We start from the raw sequence: 16,225 nt of genomic DNA on the forward strand, positions 1-16,225 counted from the left end.
AACCTGCGCCCCTCGTGATGAACAGGTCAGGCTTGCCAGCGGGCAGCGGCGGCGTTGTCGCTCTCCTTGGCCTCGACCCAGCGTTGCACACCCTCGGCGGTCAGCTCTTTTTTCCAGAACGGCGCCCGGGTTTTCAAGAAATCCATGATGAAGTGACAGGCGTCAAAGGCGGCGTCGCGGTGGGCACTGCTCACCGCCACCAGCACGATCTGATCGCCAAGCCACAACTCGCCGATACGATGAATGAGGGTACACTCCTGCAGCGGCCAGCGGCGACGGGCCTCCTGCACGATATCGGCCAGCGCCTTCTCGGTCATGCCGGGGTAGTGCTCGAGGGCCAACCCCTTCACCTCCTCCCCCTGATTGAAGTCGCGAACCTTGCCAACGAAGGTGACGATGGCGCCACTGTCGGGGCGGGTGGCGAGACGGGCATATTCGTCCGCCAGCGAGAAATCCTCCCGCTGGACCATAATGCGATCGGTCATGGTTGCCTCGCTCATCCTTAACCTCCGGTCACCGGCGGGAAGAAGGCCACCTCATCGCCATCATTGATGGGGGTATCGAGGGGCACCAAGGTCTGATTGACCGCGACCAAGAGCTTGCCTGCTTCCAGCGCCAGCGCCCACTTGTCGCCACGCTCACAGAGCGCCGCGCGCAGTTGTTCGGCGGTGGCGTAGTCGCACGGCAGGCTCAGCTCATCGCAGGCCACCAGCTCTCTTACTTGCGCAAAAAACAGTACCTTGATCATGCTTGCTCCCCGCTATTTGACCCCAGCTGAAAATGGCCGGACTTGCCGCCCTTTTTCTCTACCAGCCGCACCTGTTCGATCACCATGTCCTTTTGTACCGCCTTGCACATGTCGTAGATGGTCAGCGCCGCTACCGACGCTGCGGTCAGTGCCTCCATCTCGACACCAGTCTTGCCGGAGAGTTTGCAGAGGGTGCGGATATGCACCTTTTGCTGCTCGGGCAGCGGCACTATCTCCACCTCAACTCGGGTCAGGGCCAGCGGATGGCAGAGGGGGATGAGATCGGAGGTCTTCTTGGCGGCCATGATACCGGCGATGCGGGCGGTGGCGAACACGTCCCCCTTGTGGTGCTGGCCGCTCAGGATCAGCGCCAGGGTCTCGGGGGCCATGGCAACAAACGCTTCGGCACGGGCTTCACGCTCGGTCACCTGCTTGTCGGTCACATCCACCATATGGGCTTCGCCGCTCTGGTTCAGATGCGTCAGGTTGGGCTGGGTCTGCTTGGGATCGGTCTGGTTCATCGTTTGCTCTCAGAGGTGGGAGACAAAGTTGCACGGCTTGGTGCGGGCATCGAGCTGATCGCGGATCAGTTGCTCCCAACCCAGCCGACAGGCGCCGGTGGAGCCCGGCAGACAGCAGATCAGGGTGCGATTGGCGAGTCCCGCCAGTGCACGGCTCTGCATGGCGGAGCCTTTAATCTCGGCAAAAGAGAGTTGACGGAACATCTCGCCAAAACCCTGTACGGTGCGCTCGAACAGCACACCGACCGCTTCCGGTACCCGGTTCTGTTCATTGAAGCCGGTACCGCCGTTAATCAGCACCACCTGCACCCCCTCATCGGCGATCCACTCGCTCACCCGCGCGCGGATGCGAAACAGGTTGTCCGGGCAGAGCGCCCGATCGGCCAGCTGATGGCCCGCGTCGGTAAGGGCCGAGACCAGATAGTCGCCCGAGCTGTCATCGGCGGCGGTGCGGCTGTCGGAGACCGTCAACACGGCGATCTTGAGGGGAATAAATGCGTTGTGTTTCTGTCCCATCGGGCAGCTCCTTGTGGCTATGGGCCGTCAACGAGGCAGGAAGAGAAGGGGTATGAGAGGCCAGCTGTCAGGGCGCAAAAACGGACGCAGACAGGGGTGACCAACTTGCTCAAGCGTGTGACGGCGGGCTGATTCTATCAAAGGTTTCACGAGATATGGGATTTAAAAGACACACAAATCTGATGCTTGTCCCATATATGAACAAAACGCAGGCCGGGCAAACCCGGCCTGTCGTCGTAGGATCAGAACCCTTTCACCCCGGTCATGTCGGGCAGCTGGTGAGCTATCCCCTTGTGACAGTCGATGCAGGTACTTTCACCACTGGCCAGATTGGTAGAGTGCATCTTGGCGGCACGCTGCCCCTGCAGGGAGAAGTCCATGTACTCGAAGTTGTGGCAGTTGCGGCACTCGCGCGAATCGGTCTCTTTCATTCGTTGCCACTCCCGCTCCGCCATCTCGCGCCGGTGCGACTCGAACTTCTCACGGGTATCCACCTTGCCGGTGATCATGCCCCACAGCTCCTTGGAAGCCTGCACCTTGCGGATGATCTTGTAGGTCCACTCATGCGGTACATGGCAATCCGGGCAGCTGGCCCGCACGCCGGAGCGGTTGGCGTAGTGGATGGTGTCGCGGTACTCCTCGAACACGTTGTCCTTCATCTCGTGACAGCTGGTGCAGAAGGCCTCGGTGTTGGATGCTTCCATGGCGGTGTTGAAGCCACCCCAGAAAATCACGCCACCAAAGAAGCCCATCAGCAAGATGACCCAGAGAGCCGCCTTCGACGGTGACTTGAAGGTGGTCCACAGACGCTGGATAAAGCCGGGTAATTTCATCTATGGATTCCTCAGTTCAGCGCTTCAACCGGTTTAAAGGTATTTTCCACAAGCGGCTTGGCATCCGCTTGCGGCACATGGCACTGCAGGCAGAAGTAGCGACGCGGCGACACTTCACCCAGGGTCAGGCCGTCGCGGGTCTCGAAGTGAGTCGGGCTGATCTTGGGAGCCTTCATGGCGCTGGCATTCTTGAAGCTGTGGCAAGCCAGGCACTTGTTGACCTTGGTGTCCACCTCGTAGTTGCGAATGTCGTGGGGGATCAGCGGCGGCTGATGCATGTACTGGCGATCGTAGGGCGCGCCATCCTTGCGGAAGTTTTTCAGGGGCGCGGCGGTGGCATCGGTCACCAGATCGGTGGCGCCACGCTCGGACTTGAGGCCACCGGTACTGTTGGTGATCTCGGGGGCCGCTGCCATCAAGGATCCCGCCATCAGGCAGGCCAGCATTGCTCCAATCAGCTTTTTCATTATTTGTTCTCCGACGTTTTTTCTGCCTTGACGGCAAAACCTACAGTGATTTCAAAAACTTGTTCCGCGCAGACATCGATGCAGCGGCCACAGTTGGTACACTCCTGAGCCGCAATTAAGGGCCCGTGACCGCGCTTGGCACCGTGAACAGGCCCGCGCAGGATGGGACGCTCCGGGCAAACCGCATAACAATCCATGCAGTTGTTGCACCGCTCGCGCCCCTTGGCAGAAATCTTGATAAATCCGACCCGGTTGACCAGGGCATAGAAGGCCCCCACCGGACAGAGATGACCGCACCAACCCCGCTCAACCACGAAGAGATCGAACAGGAATAGCGCTGCAAGCAGGGCCCAGCCAGCCCCCATGCCAAACAGCAGGCCGCGCATGGCGAGTGACACCGGATTGACCAGCTCCCACACCATCACGCCGACCACAGCAGGCACCACCAGCACCATGGCCAACAGCCAGTAGCGGGTCGCACGGCTGAACTGGCCATTGCCCTTGAGGCCAAGGCGCACCCTGAGCCAGGCTGCAGCATCCGTGATGAGGTTGACCGGACAGACCCAGGAGCAGAACACCCTCCCCCCGACCAGCCAGTAACCGGCCAGCACAATGGCAGCCCCCAGCCAGAGAGTGGTGATGGGCCAGTGACCCGCCGCCAGCGACTGCAACAGCGTGAGGGGATCGGTCAGCGGCACCGTCTCCAGCAACAGCGAGCTGGAGAGGTTGCCCTTGAGGATCCAGATGCCCGCCAGCGGCCCCAGCAAAAACAGCCCGAGCACGCTGAACTGACTCAGCCGACGCAGCAGCAGGAAGCGGTGGGAACGCCACCACCCCAGCTTGATGCTAGCCTCTTCCCCCGGATAACGACTCATAACCCCTCCGGTTTGCGGGTGGGCAGGGTGAGTCTGTCGCCGATGAGCGACTTGTTCCCCGCCTTGGCCTTCTCTTCCCAGCCGAGCCGGTAGTGATGACCCAGCTCACCTTTGGCGAGCTGGCGTGGCACCACCTTGATGGCCGCTTCCTCCAGCACGCAGGCATGCTCGCACTTGCCACAGCCGGTACAGACATCGCTGTGTACCGTGGGCAGGAACATGGCGTGTTTGCCGGTACGCTGGTTATGCTGCAGCTCAAGAGTGATCGCCTTGTCAATCAGCGGGCAGACCCGATAACAGACATCGCAGCGCAGCCCCAGATAGTTGAGGCAGGTCTCGTGATCGATGAGCACTGCCACCCCCATCCGGGCCTGATCGATGTCGGTCATCTGCTGATCCAGCGCCCCGCTCGGACAGGCCACCACACAAGGGATGTCATCACACATCTCGCAGGGCACGGCACGCGCCTTGAAATAGGGGGTGCCGGTGGTCACAGGGTCAAACAGCCGGGCGAGCTTGAGGGTGTCGTAGGGGCAGGCCTCGACGCAGAGCCCGCAACGCACGCAGGCGCCGAGAAACTCTGCTTCATCGAGGGCGGCAGGCGGGCGCAGCGCCTGGGCAGGCACAGCTTGTGCCTGCTGGCGTGCCATGCCGCCGAGCCCCACGCCAAGCAGGCCCACACCGCAGGCCCCTTTTGCCAGAGAGGCCATGTCGGCCAGAAACTGGCGACGACTACGACTCATCTCGTACTCCCCCGCCTTAAGCCTTCATCACCTTGACGGCGCACTTCTTGTAATCGGTCTCTTTCGAGAGCGGATCGGTGGCGTCCAGGGTCAGCTTGTTGACCAGCTGGCTCGCATCAAAGAAGGGCATGAAGACCAGTCCTTTCGGCGGACGGTTGCGACCACGGGTCTCGACCCGGGTCTTCACCTCGCCACGGCGGGAGGAGACGATCACCTCTTCACCACGACGCACGCCGCGAGCCTTGGCATCATCCGGGTGCATGAAGAGCACCGCATCCGGGAAGGCGCGATAGAGCTCGGGCACCCGACGGGTCATGGTGCCGGTGTGCCAGTGCTCCAGCACGCGGCCGGTGGAGAGCCACAGATCGTACTCTTTATCCGGCGACTCGGCAGCGGGCTCGAACGGCAGGGCGAAGATGACCGCCTTGCCATCGGGCTTGCCATAAAAACGCACCCCCTCGCCCGCTTTCACATAGGGGTCAAACCCTTCGCGATAGCGCCACAGGGTCTCTTTGCCATCTACCACAGGCCAGCGCAGACCGCGCGCTTCGTGGTACTGATCGAACGGTGCCAGATCGTGACCGTGGCCACGACCGAAGGTGGCGTACTCCTCGAACAAGCCCTTCTGGACGTAGAACCCGAAGTGCTCGGCTTCGTCGTTCAGCATCCCCTTGCTCTGCTCTTTCGGGAACTGGTTGACCTGACCGTTGGCATAGAGCACATCAAACAGGGTTTTACCCTTCACTTCCGGCATCTTGGCAATCAGTTCAGCCGGCCACACTTCCTCGACTTTGAAGCGCTTGGAGAACTCCATCAGCTGCCACAAGTCGGACTTGGCCCCTTCCGGCGCTTTCACCTGCTGGTGCCAGAACTGGGTGCGGCGCTCGGCGTTGCCATAGGCCCCCTCTTTCTCCACCCACATGGCGGTGGGCAGAATGAGGTCAGCGGCCTGGGCAGTGACGGTAGGGTAAGGGTCGGAGACCACGATGAAGTTGCGCGGGTCGCGATAGCCAGGCAGGCGATCGGTATTCATGTTGGGGCCGGCCTGCATGTTGTTGTTGCACATCACCCAGTAGGCGTTGAGCTTGCCATCTTTGAGCATGCGATCCTGCAGCACGGCGTGGAAACCCACCTTGTCGGGAATGGTCCCCTCCGGCAGTTTCCAGATCTGCTCGGCAATGGCGCGGTGCTTGGGCTCGGTCACCACCATGTCGGCAGGCAGACGGTGGGCAAAGGTACCCACTTCACGCGCGGTGCCACAGGCAGAGGGCTGGCCGGTCAGTGAGAAAGGACCATTGCCCGGCTCGGAGATTTTGCCGGTCAGCAGGTGGATGTTGTAGCAGAGGTTGTTGGCCCAGACGCCACGGGTATGCTGGTTGAAGCCCATGGTCCAGTAAGAGACCACCTTCTTGCTCGGATCGGCATAGAGCTTGGCCAGCTTTTCCAGCTTCTCTTTGGAGACGCCGGAGAGCTTGGAGACCGACTCCACATCGTAATCCGCCACGAACTTGGCAAACTCCTCGAAGGTCATCGGCGTGGCATCGCCGCTGTCCGGGTTCTTCGCTTTCTGCTGCAGCGGATCGGTCGGGCGCAGGCCGTAACCGATATCGGTGACCCCCTTCTTGAACACGGTGTGCTTGTTGACGAAGTCCCAGTTCACCTTGTCGTTCTGGATGATGTAGTTGGCAACATAGTTGAGGATCGCCAGATCGGTCTGCGGGGTGAACACCATGCCGTTGTCCGCCAGCTCGAAGCTGCGGTGCTCGAAGGTCGAGAGCACGTGCACCTGCACATCCGGGTTGGAGAGACGGCGATCGGACATCCGCGACCAGAGGATGGGGTGCATCTCGGCCATGTTGGAGCCCCACAGCACGAACGCATCGGCCTGCTCGATATCGTCGTAACAGCCCATCGGCTCATCCATACCGAAAGTACGCATGAAGCCAACGACCGCAGAGGCCATGCAGTGACGGGCATTGGGGTCGATGTTGTTAGAGCGGAAACCAGCCTTCATCAGCTTGGCGGCAGCGTAACCTTCCCAGACGGTCCACTGGCCGGAGCCGAACATGCCGACAGCGGTCGGCCCCTTCTCTTTCAGAGTTGCCTTGAACTTCTCGGCCATGATGTCGAACGCCTGATCCCAGCTGATGGGGGCAAAGTCGCCATCCTTATCGAACTGGCCGTTCTTCATCCGCAGCATCGGCTGGGTCAGCCGATCCTGGCCGTACATGATCTTGGAGAGGAAGTAGCCCTTGATGCAGTTGAGGCCACGGTTGACCGGTGCATCGGGGTCGCCCTGAGTCGCCACGACCCGACCATCCTGAGAGCCTACCAGCACGGAGCAGCCGGTACCGCAGAAGCGGCAGGGAGCCTTATCCCAATGGATGGCCGTCTTGTCGGTACTGGTGATGAGATTGGCTGCCAGCGTGGGGGCACTGACACCGGCCACGGCAGCGGCAGCTGCCACCGCGTTGGCCTTCATAAAGTCGCGTCGACTCAGCTTCATGGCATATCCTCACATTGCTTATCGCGTAATAGTTGTCGAATCTGTCGAACGGGAGCCAGCCATCAGCGGCAGAGGGCACGCCCGGCATCCCATCACTCTTTTCAGTGACCGCCCAGTTCATCGAACTGGTGGTAAATCAGGGCGGCAGATAGCACACCCGGCATCGCCTGTATCGCATCAATGGCCGCCATGATCGGCCGCTGGCTCGGACCTTCCAGGGTCACGACCAGCTTGCCCTCGTCACTGACGGCGTGGATCTCGGCCCCTTCAAGGGCGCCAATCTGCTCGGCGAGCTGATGGCGCAAGGGGGGCTGGGTCAGCACCACCAGACTCGATACATGGAACTCCTGATCCATTGTGGCTTCTGTGTCACACGGCTTCTGACTCATTCTGACTCCTGCTTGAGGGTGGACTGGCTCGTAACACCGGATGGGGCGGCTCGCCCATCGACCTTGATGCTGCCAACCGGACAATCCTGCACGCAGGCGCCGCAGCCATTACAGCGATCCGGCTCGACCGTCGGGGTGGGCACACGCCCCAGCACCGGAATAAAGCGAATGGCATTGGGCTCGCAGCTGTCCTGACAGCGCTGGCAAAACACCTGACCATTGGCCAGACAGTTGGCCTCGATATGGGCCTTGTAGTGCCAGGGGGACTCGCTGGTCGGGCGAAACAGCGGCACCTTGCAGACCGTGACGCACTCGGTGCAGAAGGTGCATTCGCCACGCTGGAAATCGACCACCGGAAAACCGCCCTCGCCATTCACCAGGATCTGCTCCGGACAGGCGGCCAGACAGTCCCCGCAGCGGGTACAGTCGGCGACAAATGCCGACCAGTTGACTGACCAGGGCAACTGCACCGGCGGTTCGGCGGTTCTCAGCCGCCCCCGGAACAGGCCGCGGCGGGCAAGATCGATCTCATCCGGCATGTTGACTCCTGTTCTGGTGAAAAAGGGGACAGTGCGAGTCCATGATTGGCATTCTTGATACCAATTATAAGAGTGGGTGTATATTGCGGCCCTGACAAGGTAAGGGATATACCACCAGGGAGATAAACAGGGGGGATTCTTGCGCCAGATCAAAGCCTTGCAGCGCAATAAAAAAGGAGGTGTCGGTTAAAATACCTCCATGTGAGGATTGCTATTTAATCGTTGGCGATTTTTGCGGTTATCCGCCGATCGAGGCGAGATGAGGGGTGATACCGGCATTGCCCTCATGGAGACGATGGGTGGCACTCTTGCCCGCCAGTGCCGCGCGAATACGCTGTTGCAGCTCATCAGATTGCCCATCTGCGCCGAGCAGATCCCGCAAGTCGATGCCGTTGTCGCCAAACAGGCACAGATGCAGCTTACCCAGCGAGGAGACCCGCAGCCGGTTGCAACCGGCACAGAAATCCTTGCTGTAGGGCATGATAAGCCCCACCCCGCCCTGCGAATCGGGGTGCATAAAGACCTGCGCCGGACCGTCATCCGTGCCCCGCAACTGCTGCACCCAGCCACTCTCCAGCAAGCGCTGTTTGATCTGCTCCCCGCTGACATGGTGGTCACGAAACAGGGTATCCATCTCGCCGGTCTGCATCAGCTCGATAAAGCGCAGCTCGATGGGCTTGTGCCTGATCCAGCCCAGAAAGGCATCGAGCTGGTAGTCGTTGAGCCCCTTGAGCAGCACAGCATTGATCTTCACCGATTTGAAACCGGCGGCCAGTGCTGCTTCGATCCCCTCCATCACCTCGGCCAGCTTGTTCTCACCGGTGATCTGGTGAAACTGGCGCGGGTCGAGACTGTCGACACTGACATTCAGCGCGTTGAGTCCGGCATCAAACCACTCCTGAGCCCGCTCCTTGAGGCGATAGCCGTTGGTAGTCATGGCGACCTTCTCGATACCCGGGGTGGTGGCAATCACCTTGACGATCTCGGTGAAATCGCGGCGCAGGGAGGGCTCGCCCCCCGTGATGCGCACCTTGCGAGTACCCATGGCGGCAAAACCGCTGACCACGCGGCGGATCTCGTCAATCGAGAGAAAGGGTTGACGCCCCGCTTTGTGACCTTCCGGGGGACGATAACCGTCAGGCAGGCAATAGGTGCAACGGAAATTGCACACATCGGTCACTGACAGACGCAAATAGTAAAAACGACGGGAAAAACCATCTTCAAGTGGCAACATAAACACCTTTCCAAATACGGGAGGCCAGGGCATTTCTTTCCTGACCCTTACAGCTCGAACGTCGGCTGACGGCTGGTTTTCCCCTATCGCTAGGACTTAGGCAAAACCGCTCGGAGTTCATCTAGTTTTTCGATGCTAACACAAGTTGGAGTACACTCCCACGCATCTTGCGGGGTCCTTATCACTATTCAGAGGTGCGCATCAGTATGGGAAAACGGTTCAGGGTCCATTCGGTCAGCAGTGCCATTGGCCGCGCCATGGTGTTGATCCTCTTCATGGCCAGCCTGATCGCGCTGGTCGCCATGGTCACCCTCTTCTACTCGGTACCCGATGCCAAGGCGATCAACCTCTCCGGTTCGCTGCGGATGCAGGCCTACCGGATGGCCTACGAAATCGAGCGGGGCGACAGCGTGCTGGGGCGCCTCTCCCAGTTTGAAGAGACCCTGCACGCCGAAGAGCTGCAGGAGACCCAGCGCTGGATCACTCCTGCCTCCCTGCGTCGCACCTATGGCGAGGTGCTCGGCCAGTGGCAGGTGATGCGCCAGCACATCGAGGATCGTACCCCCAGACGGTACACCGATAACACCGAGCAGTTTGTGGCGGCCATCGACAATTTCGTCAATCAGATGCAGTACCACGTGGAATTCAAGGTGCGGATGCTGGCGCTTGCGGAGGGGCTCGGCCTGCTGGCCATCATCACCATCGCCTGGTTCACGGTGCGCTTCACCCGTCAGCAGGTGGTCGCCCCCCTCAACCAGCTGGTCTACTGTGCCCGCCAGATCCAGCGGCAGGATTTCGATCTTAAGCTGCCCGCCCACGGCGAAAACGAACTGGGGGAGCTATCGCGCGCCTTCGTCACCATGGCCGATGAGCTGGGCAAACTCTATCGGGAGCTGGAAAACAAGGTGGAAGAGAAAACCGCCAAGCTGCAACAGGCCAACGACACCCTCTCGTTTCTCTACTCGACCGCCCAGAAGCTGCACGCCGCCCCGCTCAGTACCCGTACCCTCATCAAACTGCTGGACCGCGCCGCCGCCCACCAGCATATCGACCATATCCGGCTGACCCGCTTCGAACACAACGCCATGCCGGTCTACATCTCGGGACGCACCGGCTGGCCCGGCGATCTCGATGCGGTCGCCAGCTTTTATCTGCAGATGGATGAGCAGGAGTTCGGCCGCCTCGACATCATCAGCCAGCACCCCATCGATGAGCGGTTGATTAAAAACTTCACCATGCTGCTGGCTCAGGTGCTGCACAAAGACCAGACCCTGCTGCAACAGCAGCGACTGCTGCTGATGGAGGAGCGGGCGGTGATCGCCCGCGAGCTGCACGACTCGCTGGCGCAAGCCCTCTCCTATCTCAAGATCCAGTCCACCCTGCTCAAGCGCTCTTACGCCAAGGGGCAGCATGACAAGGCGCAGGAGGCGATGCAGCAGATCGACGAGGGGCTTAGCAATGCCTATACCCAGTTGCGCGAACTGCTCGGTACCTTCCGTCTCACCATTGGCGATGCCAATCTGGGGGAAGCGATCCGCGTCATGCTTGATCAACTGCAGCCTCAGACCCAGGCCGAAATCCGGTTCCATTACGGACTGGCCGACAACGACTTGGAGGCGGGCCAGCATATCCACATTTTGCAGTTGATCCGTGAGGCAGTGCTCAATGCCATCAAACATGCCAACGCGCAAGTGATTGATGTTAGCTGTGAGACCCTCGCCAGTGGTAACATTGAGGTTCAGATTTCAGATGACGGTGTCGGGATCGGACTCGCCAGCTCGGCGATCAACCATTACGGGTTGAGCATCATGAACGAGCGCGCCAGCAAACTGCACGGTCTGCTGACCATCAACGAGCAGCAACCACAAGGCACCTGCGTGCATCTGACCTTTCCCACCAGTCTAACGAGAGACGCCTGATGGACGAGATGAAATACACAGTTCTGGTCGTAGATGACCATCCCCTCATGCGCAAAGGGATTGTGCAGCTGCTGGCTCTGGAAGAGAACATGGAGGTGACCGGTGAAGCCTCCAACGGCACAGATGCCGTGGCGCTGGCCAAAGAGTCCGAGCCGGATCTGATCCTGCTCGATCTCAACATGAAGGGGCTCTCCGGCCTCGATACCCTCAAGGCGCTGCGCGCCGAGGAGATCACCTCCCGGGTAGTGATCCTCACCGTCTCCGATGCCCGTCAGGATGTGGTGGCTTTGCTCAAGGCCGGTGCCGACGGCTACCTGCTCAAGGATACCGAGCCTGATCTGCTGCTGGCCCAGCTGGCCGACGTGATGACCGGCAAGCAGATCCTGAGCGAACCGCTGCGCCCCTATCTCGAAAACATCTACGAGCTGGATCACCTGCAGCAGAAGCTGGAAAGCTTAACGCGTCGCGAAATGCAAATCCTGCGCGAAATTGCAAAAGGCCTCTCCAACAAACAGGTCGCCTCGGTACTCCATATCTCCGAGGGAACGGTCAAGGTTCACGTGAAGAGCCTGCTGAAGAAACTCGAGGCGCAAAGCCGCGTGGAAGCGGCTGTCATGTATCTGGAGCAGCGCAACTAAGCGCTCTCAACCGCCCGAAAAGCCACCCTCCGGTGGCTTTTTTCATTCTCTGGCACAGTCGCTGCATTGTCATATTCAGCAACTACTCAATGGAGGATGGAACATGAAACTACAACCTTTGGCACTGTTCCCCTTGCCTTCCCACATACTGCCGGGCGGCAAGCTTCCTCTGCGTCTGTTCGAGCCACGCCACCTGCAGATGCTCAAGGAGTCATTCATCAACGATCAGGGCTTTGGCATCGTGATGGAAGAGTCGACCACCTCGGGACAATCCGGCCGCATTCTGCCGGTGGGCACCCGGGTCAAGGTGACCGACTTCTATACCCTCAATGATGGCCTGCTGGGTGTGACGGTGTTGGGACTGGAGCGCTTCTGTATCCACGAGATGGAAACAGACGAGATGGGCCTGCGCCGGGCCAAGGTGGAGATGCTGCCCAACTGGCCGAGCACCCACTCCGATTTCAACGACAAGCTGCTGGTCAATCGCCTGCGGGAAGTATTCGAGCAGTATCCGGAGCTTGATGAGCTCTATCCGGACAAGCGCTTTGAAGATGCCGCCTGGCTCTGCCAACGATGGCTCGAGATATTGCCGATGCCGATTTATGAAAAGCAGATGCTGATTGCCAAACAAAACAGCGAAGCGGCCCGTAAATTTCTGCATCGCCTGATTTCACAATGACAAAAACAGCATTGCAAAATGCAATTATTCCAACAATGAAAATGTGAAATTCGCATTTTGCGAGTGAGTAGGAACGCAAAACGCCATAACAAGAGAGAGCCGCTGCGCTAAACGGCCAAGATTGAACACAAAAGAGTCCCAAAAAAGTTGGCACAGATTTTTCATATAGATTGATACAACCCGATTTATCCCGTGCTCTCTTCAGTATTTGCTGAAGAACTGGTCAACCCACAAAGTTGACCATTTTTTTTATCCGCGCGTCGGCAACCGCTGACCAAAGTGACGCTGCAAACACTCTCTCAACCGTGACAAGGTGATGGGCTTGGCGAGAAAGTCATCCATCCCCTGCGCCAGACAGCAGGCCTTGTCCTCCGCCATCGCATTGGCCGTCAGGGCAACGATTGGCATAGTGCATCCCAACTCACGCAAGCGCCGGGTGGCTTCCAGTCCGTCCATCAGGGGCATCCGCATATCCATCAGGATCAGATCCGGGAGCTGCTCATCCACCTGCGCCAGAGCCTCCAGACCATTGGCTGCCAGCCGTACCTTGCCCACCAGTTTTTGCAGCATCAGCGACACCACCAACTGGTTCACCGGGCTGTCCTCCACCACCAGCACATCCAGTGGCAGCAGTGCCGAAGCCCCCTCCTCCCGCTGCGGCTGGCTATGGCAGGGTAGCGCCATGCCGGGCAGTTCGAACCAGAAACAGCTTCCCTTGCCCGGCTCGCTCTTCAGGTGGATCTCTCCCCCCATAAGCGTCACCAGACGCTTGCTGATGGCAAGACCGAGGCCGGTACCGGAAAAACGCCGGGTGGCCGAGTTGTCGACCTGGGAGAAGGGTTCAAACAGCAGCGCCTGATCAGCATCGGCGATCCCGATCCCGGTGTCGGAGACCGAGATCAGCAGCTTCTCATCCTGCCAACCCAGGTGCAGTGTCACCTGCCCCTGCTCGGTAAATTTGAGGGCGTTGTCCAGCAAATTGCCCATCACCTGTGACAAACGCATCGGATCCCCCTGCAACTCCCGGGGCACAGACTCATCGACCCGATAAACCAGCGCGATCCCCTTGGCGGTGGCACGGGTTTGCAGCGGCTCGACCAGGGATTGGCAAAGCTGGACGGGTTGCAGGGTCTCGCAGTGAAACACCAGGGTTTGCGACTCGATTTTCGAAAAATCGAGCACGTCGTCGATGATGGTTTGCAGCAACCTGGCCGAATGGGTGGCATGGTGCAGCAGGCTCTGTTGCTCCGGCGCCAGCTCGGCATGCTGCACCAGATCGAGCATCCCCAACACCGCATTCATGGGCGAGCGGATCTCGTGGGTCATCATGGCGAGAAACTGGGACTTGGCACGGTTGGCCGCTTCGGCCTCATCCCGTGCCCTCGCCAGCTCCTCTTCCCGGCGGATCTGGTTGCTGATATCCCGGGCAGTGCCGCGATAACCGATAAACAGGCCATCATGGTCAAAGCAGGGCTCAGCGCTCACCTCCATCCAGCAGGGGCCGTGTTGCAGCGCAACCTGCATCCGCACCCCTCGCACCGGCTGGCGCAGCGCCAAAAGCTGCAGGTATTTCTGGGCATCGCAGCTCTGCTTGTTGCAGACGTAGTCATAGAGGGTCGGCCGGGTCGCCTGCGGGGTCATCTCATCCAGATAACCCGGCTCTGAGGCGTAACTAAGGCGATGCTCGGCATCTGTCTCCCAGAACCAGTCTGAAGCCATGGCGGCGAAGCTGCGAAAACGGCGTTCGCTGGCCTGCAGCGCTTCGGTTTTTACCGCGACCTGCTCCTGCAAGCGGGCCCGATAGGTGATGTTGACCAGCGCCTGGGCGATAAGCGGGCGGCAACGCTCCATGGCGGCCTTGCTGGTGAGATCGAAGGTGCCCGCCCGAGCGTGGCGGCAGATGAGGGTAGCGGTAAAGCCGGGGGCCTGCAGCCCGGTCAGCATCACGCTGGCCCAGCCCGGCTCGCTCGCCAGCGGCGCAAGCTCAGGCAGCTGGGCGGGATCGTAAATCACCAAGGTTTCACCCGAAATGGCGCGGGCAAATGCCGGGGTCATGCGCCAGCTGCGGGCTGATAGCATTGGCTCGGTACTGAGGTGGGTACTCCCCTGCTCCCCTTCCCAGGCCACTACATCCGCGTGCTCAAAGCCGATAAAGGGTTTAAGCACCTGGATAAGGCTCTCCAGCACCTGCTCCAGCGTCTTGGCATCGGCGAGGGTGGCAACGCCCCCCAGCAGAGTCTGAGACTCGTGGCGATACTTGGCCTCGCGCTCGCGGCAACGCATAAGGTCGACCAGCGTGGTCTGCAATTTGTCGCCGAGGGCTTCCAGTTCACTGTTGCCAATCATCTTGTTGCCTGCTCTGTTATGTTCTGCCGACTCAACGGGTCAGGAAAATCACGCTCGATACCATCAGGTTGCCGTGGGCCAGCTCGCCATTGGGCAGCCGCCCCTGCTCGCCGAAGGTAAAGGGGGTGATAAAGGGGATCTTGCCGAGGCGAGCCTGGCTCTGCTCGACAAATTGGCACAACATATCACCTAGCGCCAAACGACAACCAGCACAAAAGATGATGAGCGCGCCGATGGGCTGCAATTCCACGTCGACCCCATACCCTGGCTCGATACGCATGGCATTGAGGCTGCGCTGCAGCAACCCTTCCTGACTGCTGTACATCAACAGCAGACGCTCCCCTTGCACCACATCGGTAAAGAGCCGCAGCCCGCCCTGTTCGGTCACAGCTTCGGGGTGGGAGAGTTTGTAGTAAGGAATGCCATCCAGCGCTCCCACCTGACGGGCCAGCGGGGTGAGCGTGGTCTCCCGCAAAATCGCTCCCACCGGCCAGGGCTGCTCGCGCCCGCACCAGCGGGCATAGACCTCGGCAGCAGGCTGGTGATCGATGGTGAGTACCTCTCGCCCGTTGCAGGCGGTGATCTCACCACTGAATTCGGCAGGCACATAACCGGAGTGAAACTGAAAAGCCAGCTGGCAATCGGGATAGAGCACCGCCAGACCGATGCCATCCTGACTCACCGCCTCATCCCAGCAGAGCTGCCAGTCACCGCTGACGCTACTATCAGCCGCGGATCCACCGACCACCGGCACCGAGGCACCGAGTTCGGCCTCGATACCGGCCAGCAGCCCCTCCTCCTTGCCGGGACTGGCATGAAACAGGATCAGCTGGGGCAGCTCGCCCGGTCGACCACAGTCGCTCATGGCTCGGCGCAGCAACTGCCGCACATCCACCCCGTCACCGCTGGCACCGGCTACCCCGAATGCCCCTTTCTCATCGTACAGAGCAGCAACCGCCAGCCCATATCCGTCTCGGGCGTGGTGTCCCATATCGGTCATGACACCACCGCAAGAGCTGCACCCAAGCAGGCGGGTCGTCGGGAACTGGCATTTGAGCGCGTCGCGCAGTATCGCCCCCTCATGGGCTTGGGTAAAATAGAGCAACAGCAGGGAGGGGGCCTGATCGGCATGGTGGCGCAGCTGCGCGCAGATATCTTGGGCCGCCAGCGATGAATTCTGGGCGAGGGAGTGAACGGTCAGAAATTTCAACACCATCTCCTTGTTTTATCGAATGGCAGCCTCAAGCAAAAATCATACCTTTATCAAACAAT

Annotated in this window: 17 protein-coding genes and 1 riboswitch; of the genes, 3 read left to right on the forward strand and 14 right to left on the reverse strand. The window is 60.0% G+C overall.

All coding sequences use genetic code 11. The features are described 5' to 3' along the window. Positions 1–26: 26 nt before the first annotated feature. From moaE to moaA, 12 genes are all read right to left on the reverse strand, one after another. Entirely contained in the window at positions 27–500 is a 474-nt protein-coding gene (gene moaE / locus I6L44_RS10145; RefSeq protein WP_139407100.1) for a molybdopterin synthase catalytic subunit MoaE, read from the reverse strand. Positions 501–502: 2 nt separating this feature from the next. Then, a complete protein-coding gene (moaD, locus tag I6L44_RS10150) occupies positions 503–748 on the reverse strand; it encodes a molybdopterin synthase sulfur carrier subunit (RefSeq protein WP_005353453.1) in 246 nt (81 codons plus the stop codon). After that, positions 745–1,269 (reverse strand): cyclic pyranopterin monophosphate synthase MoaC, encoded by a 525-nt coding sequence (moaC, locus tag I6L44_RS10155; protein ID WP_144715204.1) that lies wholly within the window; start codon positions 1,267–1,269, stop codon positions 745–747. The genes moaD and moaC overlap by 4 nt, the downstream gene beginning before the upstream one ends. Before the next feature lie 9 nt (positions 1,270–1,278). Then, positions 1,279–1,785, reverse strand: a complete 507-nt coding sequence (gene moaB, locus I6L44_RS10160) for a molybdenum cofactor biosynthesis protein B (protein ID WP_120415734.1) — start codon at positions 1,783–1,785, stop codon at positions 1,279–1,281. Between the two features lie 242 nt (positions 1,786–2,027). Then, positions 2,028–2,618 carry a cytochrome c3 family protein gene (locus I6L44_RS10165; RefSeq protein ID WP_005353459.1) on the reverse strand — a complete coding sequence of 197 codons (591 nt, stop codon included), beginning with the start codon at positions 2,616–2,618 and terminating at the stop codon, positions 2,028–2,030. Positions 2,619–2,629: 11 nt separating this feature from the next. After that, positions 2,630–3,085 carry a nitrate reductase cytochrome c-type subunit gene (locus I6L44_RS10170; RefSeq protein ID WP_005334452.1) on the reverse strand — a complete coding sequence of 152 codons (456 nt, stop codon included), beginning with the start codon at positions 3,083–3,085 and terminating at the stop codon, positions 2,630–2,632. Continuing rightward, a complete protein-coding gene (gene napH, locus I6L44_RS10175) occupies positions 3,085–3,960 on the reverse strand; it encodes a quinol dehydrogenase ferredoxin subunit NapH (protein WP_216951734.1) in 876 nt (291 codons plus the stop codon). Before napH ends, I6L44_RS10170 begins: the two co-directional genes overlap by 1 nt. Beyond that, positions 3,957–4,703, reverse strand: a complete 747-nt coding sequence (gene napG, locus I6L44_RS10180; RefSeq protein ID WP_216951735.1) for a ferredoxin-type protein NapG — start codon at positions 4,701–4,703, stop codon at positions 3,957–3,959. Before napG ends, napH begins: the two co-directional genes overlap by 4 nt. Before the next feature lie 16 nt (positions 4,704–4,719). Continuing rightward, positions 4,720–7,209 (reverse strand): nitrate reductase catalytic subunit NapA, encoded by a 2,490-nt coding sequence (gene napA / locus I6L44_RS10185; RefSeq protein ID WP_047438503.1) that lies wholly within the window; start codon positions 7,207–7,209, stop codon positions 4,720–4,722. 101 nt (positions 7,210–7,310) lie between these two features. Then, complete coding sequence (locus tag I6L44_RS10190) at positions 7,311–7,565, reverse strand: chaperone NapD (RefSeq protein WP_031227438.1); 255 nt, start codon at positions 7,563–7,565, stop codon at positions 7,311–7,313. 29 nt (positions 7,566–7,594) lie between these two features. Next, complete coding sequence (napF, locus tag I6L44_RS10195) at positions 7,595–8,137, reverse strand: ferredoxin-type protein NapF (protein ID WP_139410607.1); 543 nt, start codon at positions 8,135–8,137, stop codon at positions 7,595–7,597. A 238-nt stretch (positions 8,138–8,375) separates the two neighbouring features. After that, positions 8,376–9,371, reverse strand: coding sequence for a GTP 3',8-cyclase MoaA (gene moaA / locus I6L44_RS10200; protein WP_041202199.1), 996 nt, complete (start codon positions 9,369–9,371; stop codon positions 8,376–8,378). Continuing rightward, positions 9,359–9,499, reverse strand: a riboswitch (molybdenum cofactor riboswitch). (Overlaps the previous gene by 13 nt.) A 78-nt stretch (positions 9,500–9,577) precedes the next feature. Here moaA and narQ point away from each other — a divergent pair. The 3 genes from narQ to I6L44_RS10215 all read left to right on the forward strand — a co-directional run bounded on the left by narQ (position 9,578) and on the right by I6L44_RS10215 (position 12,607). Next, positions 9,578–11,290 (forward strand): nitrate/nitrite two-component system sensor histidine kinase NarQ, encoded by a 1,713-nt coding sequence (gene narQ / locus I6L44_RS10205; protein ID WP_201937096.1) that lies wholly within the window; start codon positions 9,578–9,580, stop codon positions 11,288–11,290. Next, the gene (gene narL / locus I6L44_RS10210; protein ID WP_005334471.1) at positions 11,290–11,928 is read left to right on the forward strand and encodes a two-component system response regulator NarL; all 639 of its coding nucleotides are present in this window, start codon (positions 11,290–11,292) and stop codon (positions 11,926–11,928) included. Before narQ ends, narL begins: the two co-directional genes overlap by 1 nt. A 103-nt stretch (positions 11,929–12,031) precedes the next feature. Beyond that, a complete protein-coding gene (locus I6L44_RS10215; protein ID WP_005334473.1) occupies positions 12,032–12,607 on the forward strand; it encodes an LON peptidase substrate-binding domain-containing protein in 576 nt (191 codons plus the stop codon). Between the two features lie 249 nt (positions 12,608–12,856). Here I6L44_RS10215 and I6L44_RS10220 read toward each other — a convergent pair whose 3' ends face one another. Together I6L44_RS10220 and I6L44_RS10225 are read right to left on the reverse strand one after the other, a co-directional pair. Continuing rightward, positions 12,857–14,953 carry an ATP-binding protein gene (locus I6L44_RS10220; RefSeq protein WP_216951736.1) on the reverse strand — a complete coding sequence of 699 codons (2,097 nt, stop codon included), beginning with the start codon at positions 14,951–14,953 and terminating at the stop codon, positions 12,857–12,859. Between the two features lie 31 nt (positions 14,954–14,984). Continuing rightward, complete coding sequence (locus I6L44_RS10225) at positions 14,985–16,169, reverse strand: FIST signal transduction protein (RefSeq protein WP_216951737.1); 1,185 nt, start codon at positions 16,167–16,169, stop codon at positions 14,985–14,987. Positions 16,170–16,225: the final 56 nt, after the last annotated feature.

Origin of the sequence: Aeromonas sp. FDAARGOS 1414 (assembly GCF_019047065.1) — a bacterium.
Classification (GTDB): domain Bacteria; phylum Pseudomonadota; class Gammaproteobacteria; order Enterobacterales; family Aeromonadaceae; genus Aeromonas; species Aeromonas veronii_A.

Excerpts from the sequence above, each read along its gene's own strand:
- napG (WP_216951735.1), bottom strand. The coding sequence starts at position 4,703 with ATGAGTCGTAGTCGTCGCCAGTTTCTGGCCGACATGGCCTCTCTGGCA.
- napA (WP_047438503.1), bottom strand. The coding sequence starts at position 7,209 with ATGAAGCTGAGTCGACGCGACTTTATGAAGGCCAACGCGGTGGCAGCT.
- I6L44_RS10165 (WP_005353459.1), bottom strand. The coding sequence starts at position 2,618 with ATGAAATTACCCGGCTTTATCCAGCGTCTGTGGACCACCTTCAAGTCA.
- moaA (WP_041202199.1), bottom strand. The coding sequence starts at position 9,371 with ATGTTGCCACTTGAAGATGGTTTTTCCCGTCGTTTTTACTATTTGCGT.
- narQ (WP_201937096.1), top strand. The coding sequence starts at position 9,578 with ATGGGAAAACGGTTCAGGGTCCATTCGGTCAGCAGTGCCATTGGCCGC.
- moaC (WP_144715204.1), bottom strand. The coding sequence starts at position 1,269 with ATGAACCAGACCGATCCCAAGCAGACCCAGCCCAACCTGACGCATCTG.
- moaD (WP_005353453.1), bottom strand. The coding sequence starts at position 748 with ATGATCAAGGTACTGTTTTTTGCGCAAGTAAGAGAGCTGGTGGCCTGC.
- napF (WP_139410607.1), bottom strand. The coding sequence starts at position 8,137 with ATGCCGGATGAGATCGATCTTGCCCGCCGCGGCCTGTTCCGGGGGCGG.
- napH (WP_216951734.1), bottom strand. The coding sequence starts at position 3,960 with ATGAGTCGTTATCCGGGGGAAGAGGCTAGCATCAAGCTGGGGTGGTGG.
- narL (WP_005334471.1), top strand. The coding sequence starts at position 11,290 with ATGGACGAGATGAAATACACAGTTCTGGTCGTAGATGACCATCCCCTC.
- moaE (WP_139407100.1), bottom strand. The coding sequence starts at position 500 with ATGAGCGAGGCAACCATGACCGATCGCATTATGGTCCAGCGGGAGGAT.
- I6L44_RS10225 (WP_216951737.1), bottom strand. The coding sequence starts at position 16,169 with ATGGTGTTGAAATTTCTGACCGTTCACTCCCTCGCCCAGAATTCATCG.
- I6L44_RS10170 (WP_005334452.1), bottom strand. The coding sequence starts at position 3,085 with ATGAAAAAGCTGATTGGAGCAATGCTGGCCTGCCTGATGGCGGGATCC.
- I6L44_RS10220 (WP_216951736.1), bottom strand. The coding sequence starts at position 14,953 with ATGATTGGCAACAGTGAACTGGAAGCCCTCGGCGACAAATTGCAGACC.
- I6L44_RS10190 (WP_031227438.1), bottom strand. The coding sequence starts at position 7,565 with ATGGATCAGGAGTTCCATGTATCGAGTCTGGTGGTGCTGACCCAGCCC.
- I6L44_RS10215 (WP_005334473.1), top strand. The coding sequence starts at position 12,032 with ATGAAACTACAACCTTTGGCACTGTTCCCCTTGCCTTCCCACATACTG.
- moaB (WP_120415734.1), bottom strand. The coding sequence starts at position 1,785 with ATGGGACAGAAACACAACGCATTTATTCCCCTCAAGATCGCCGTGTTG.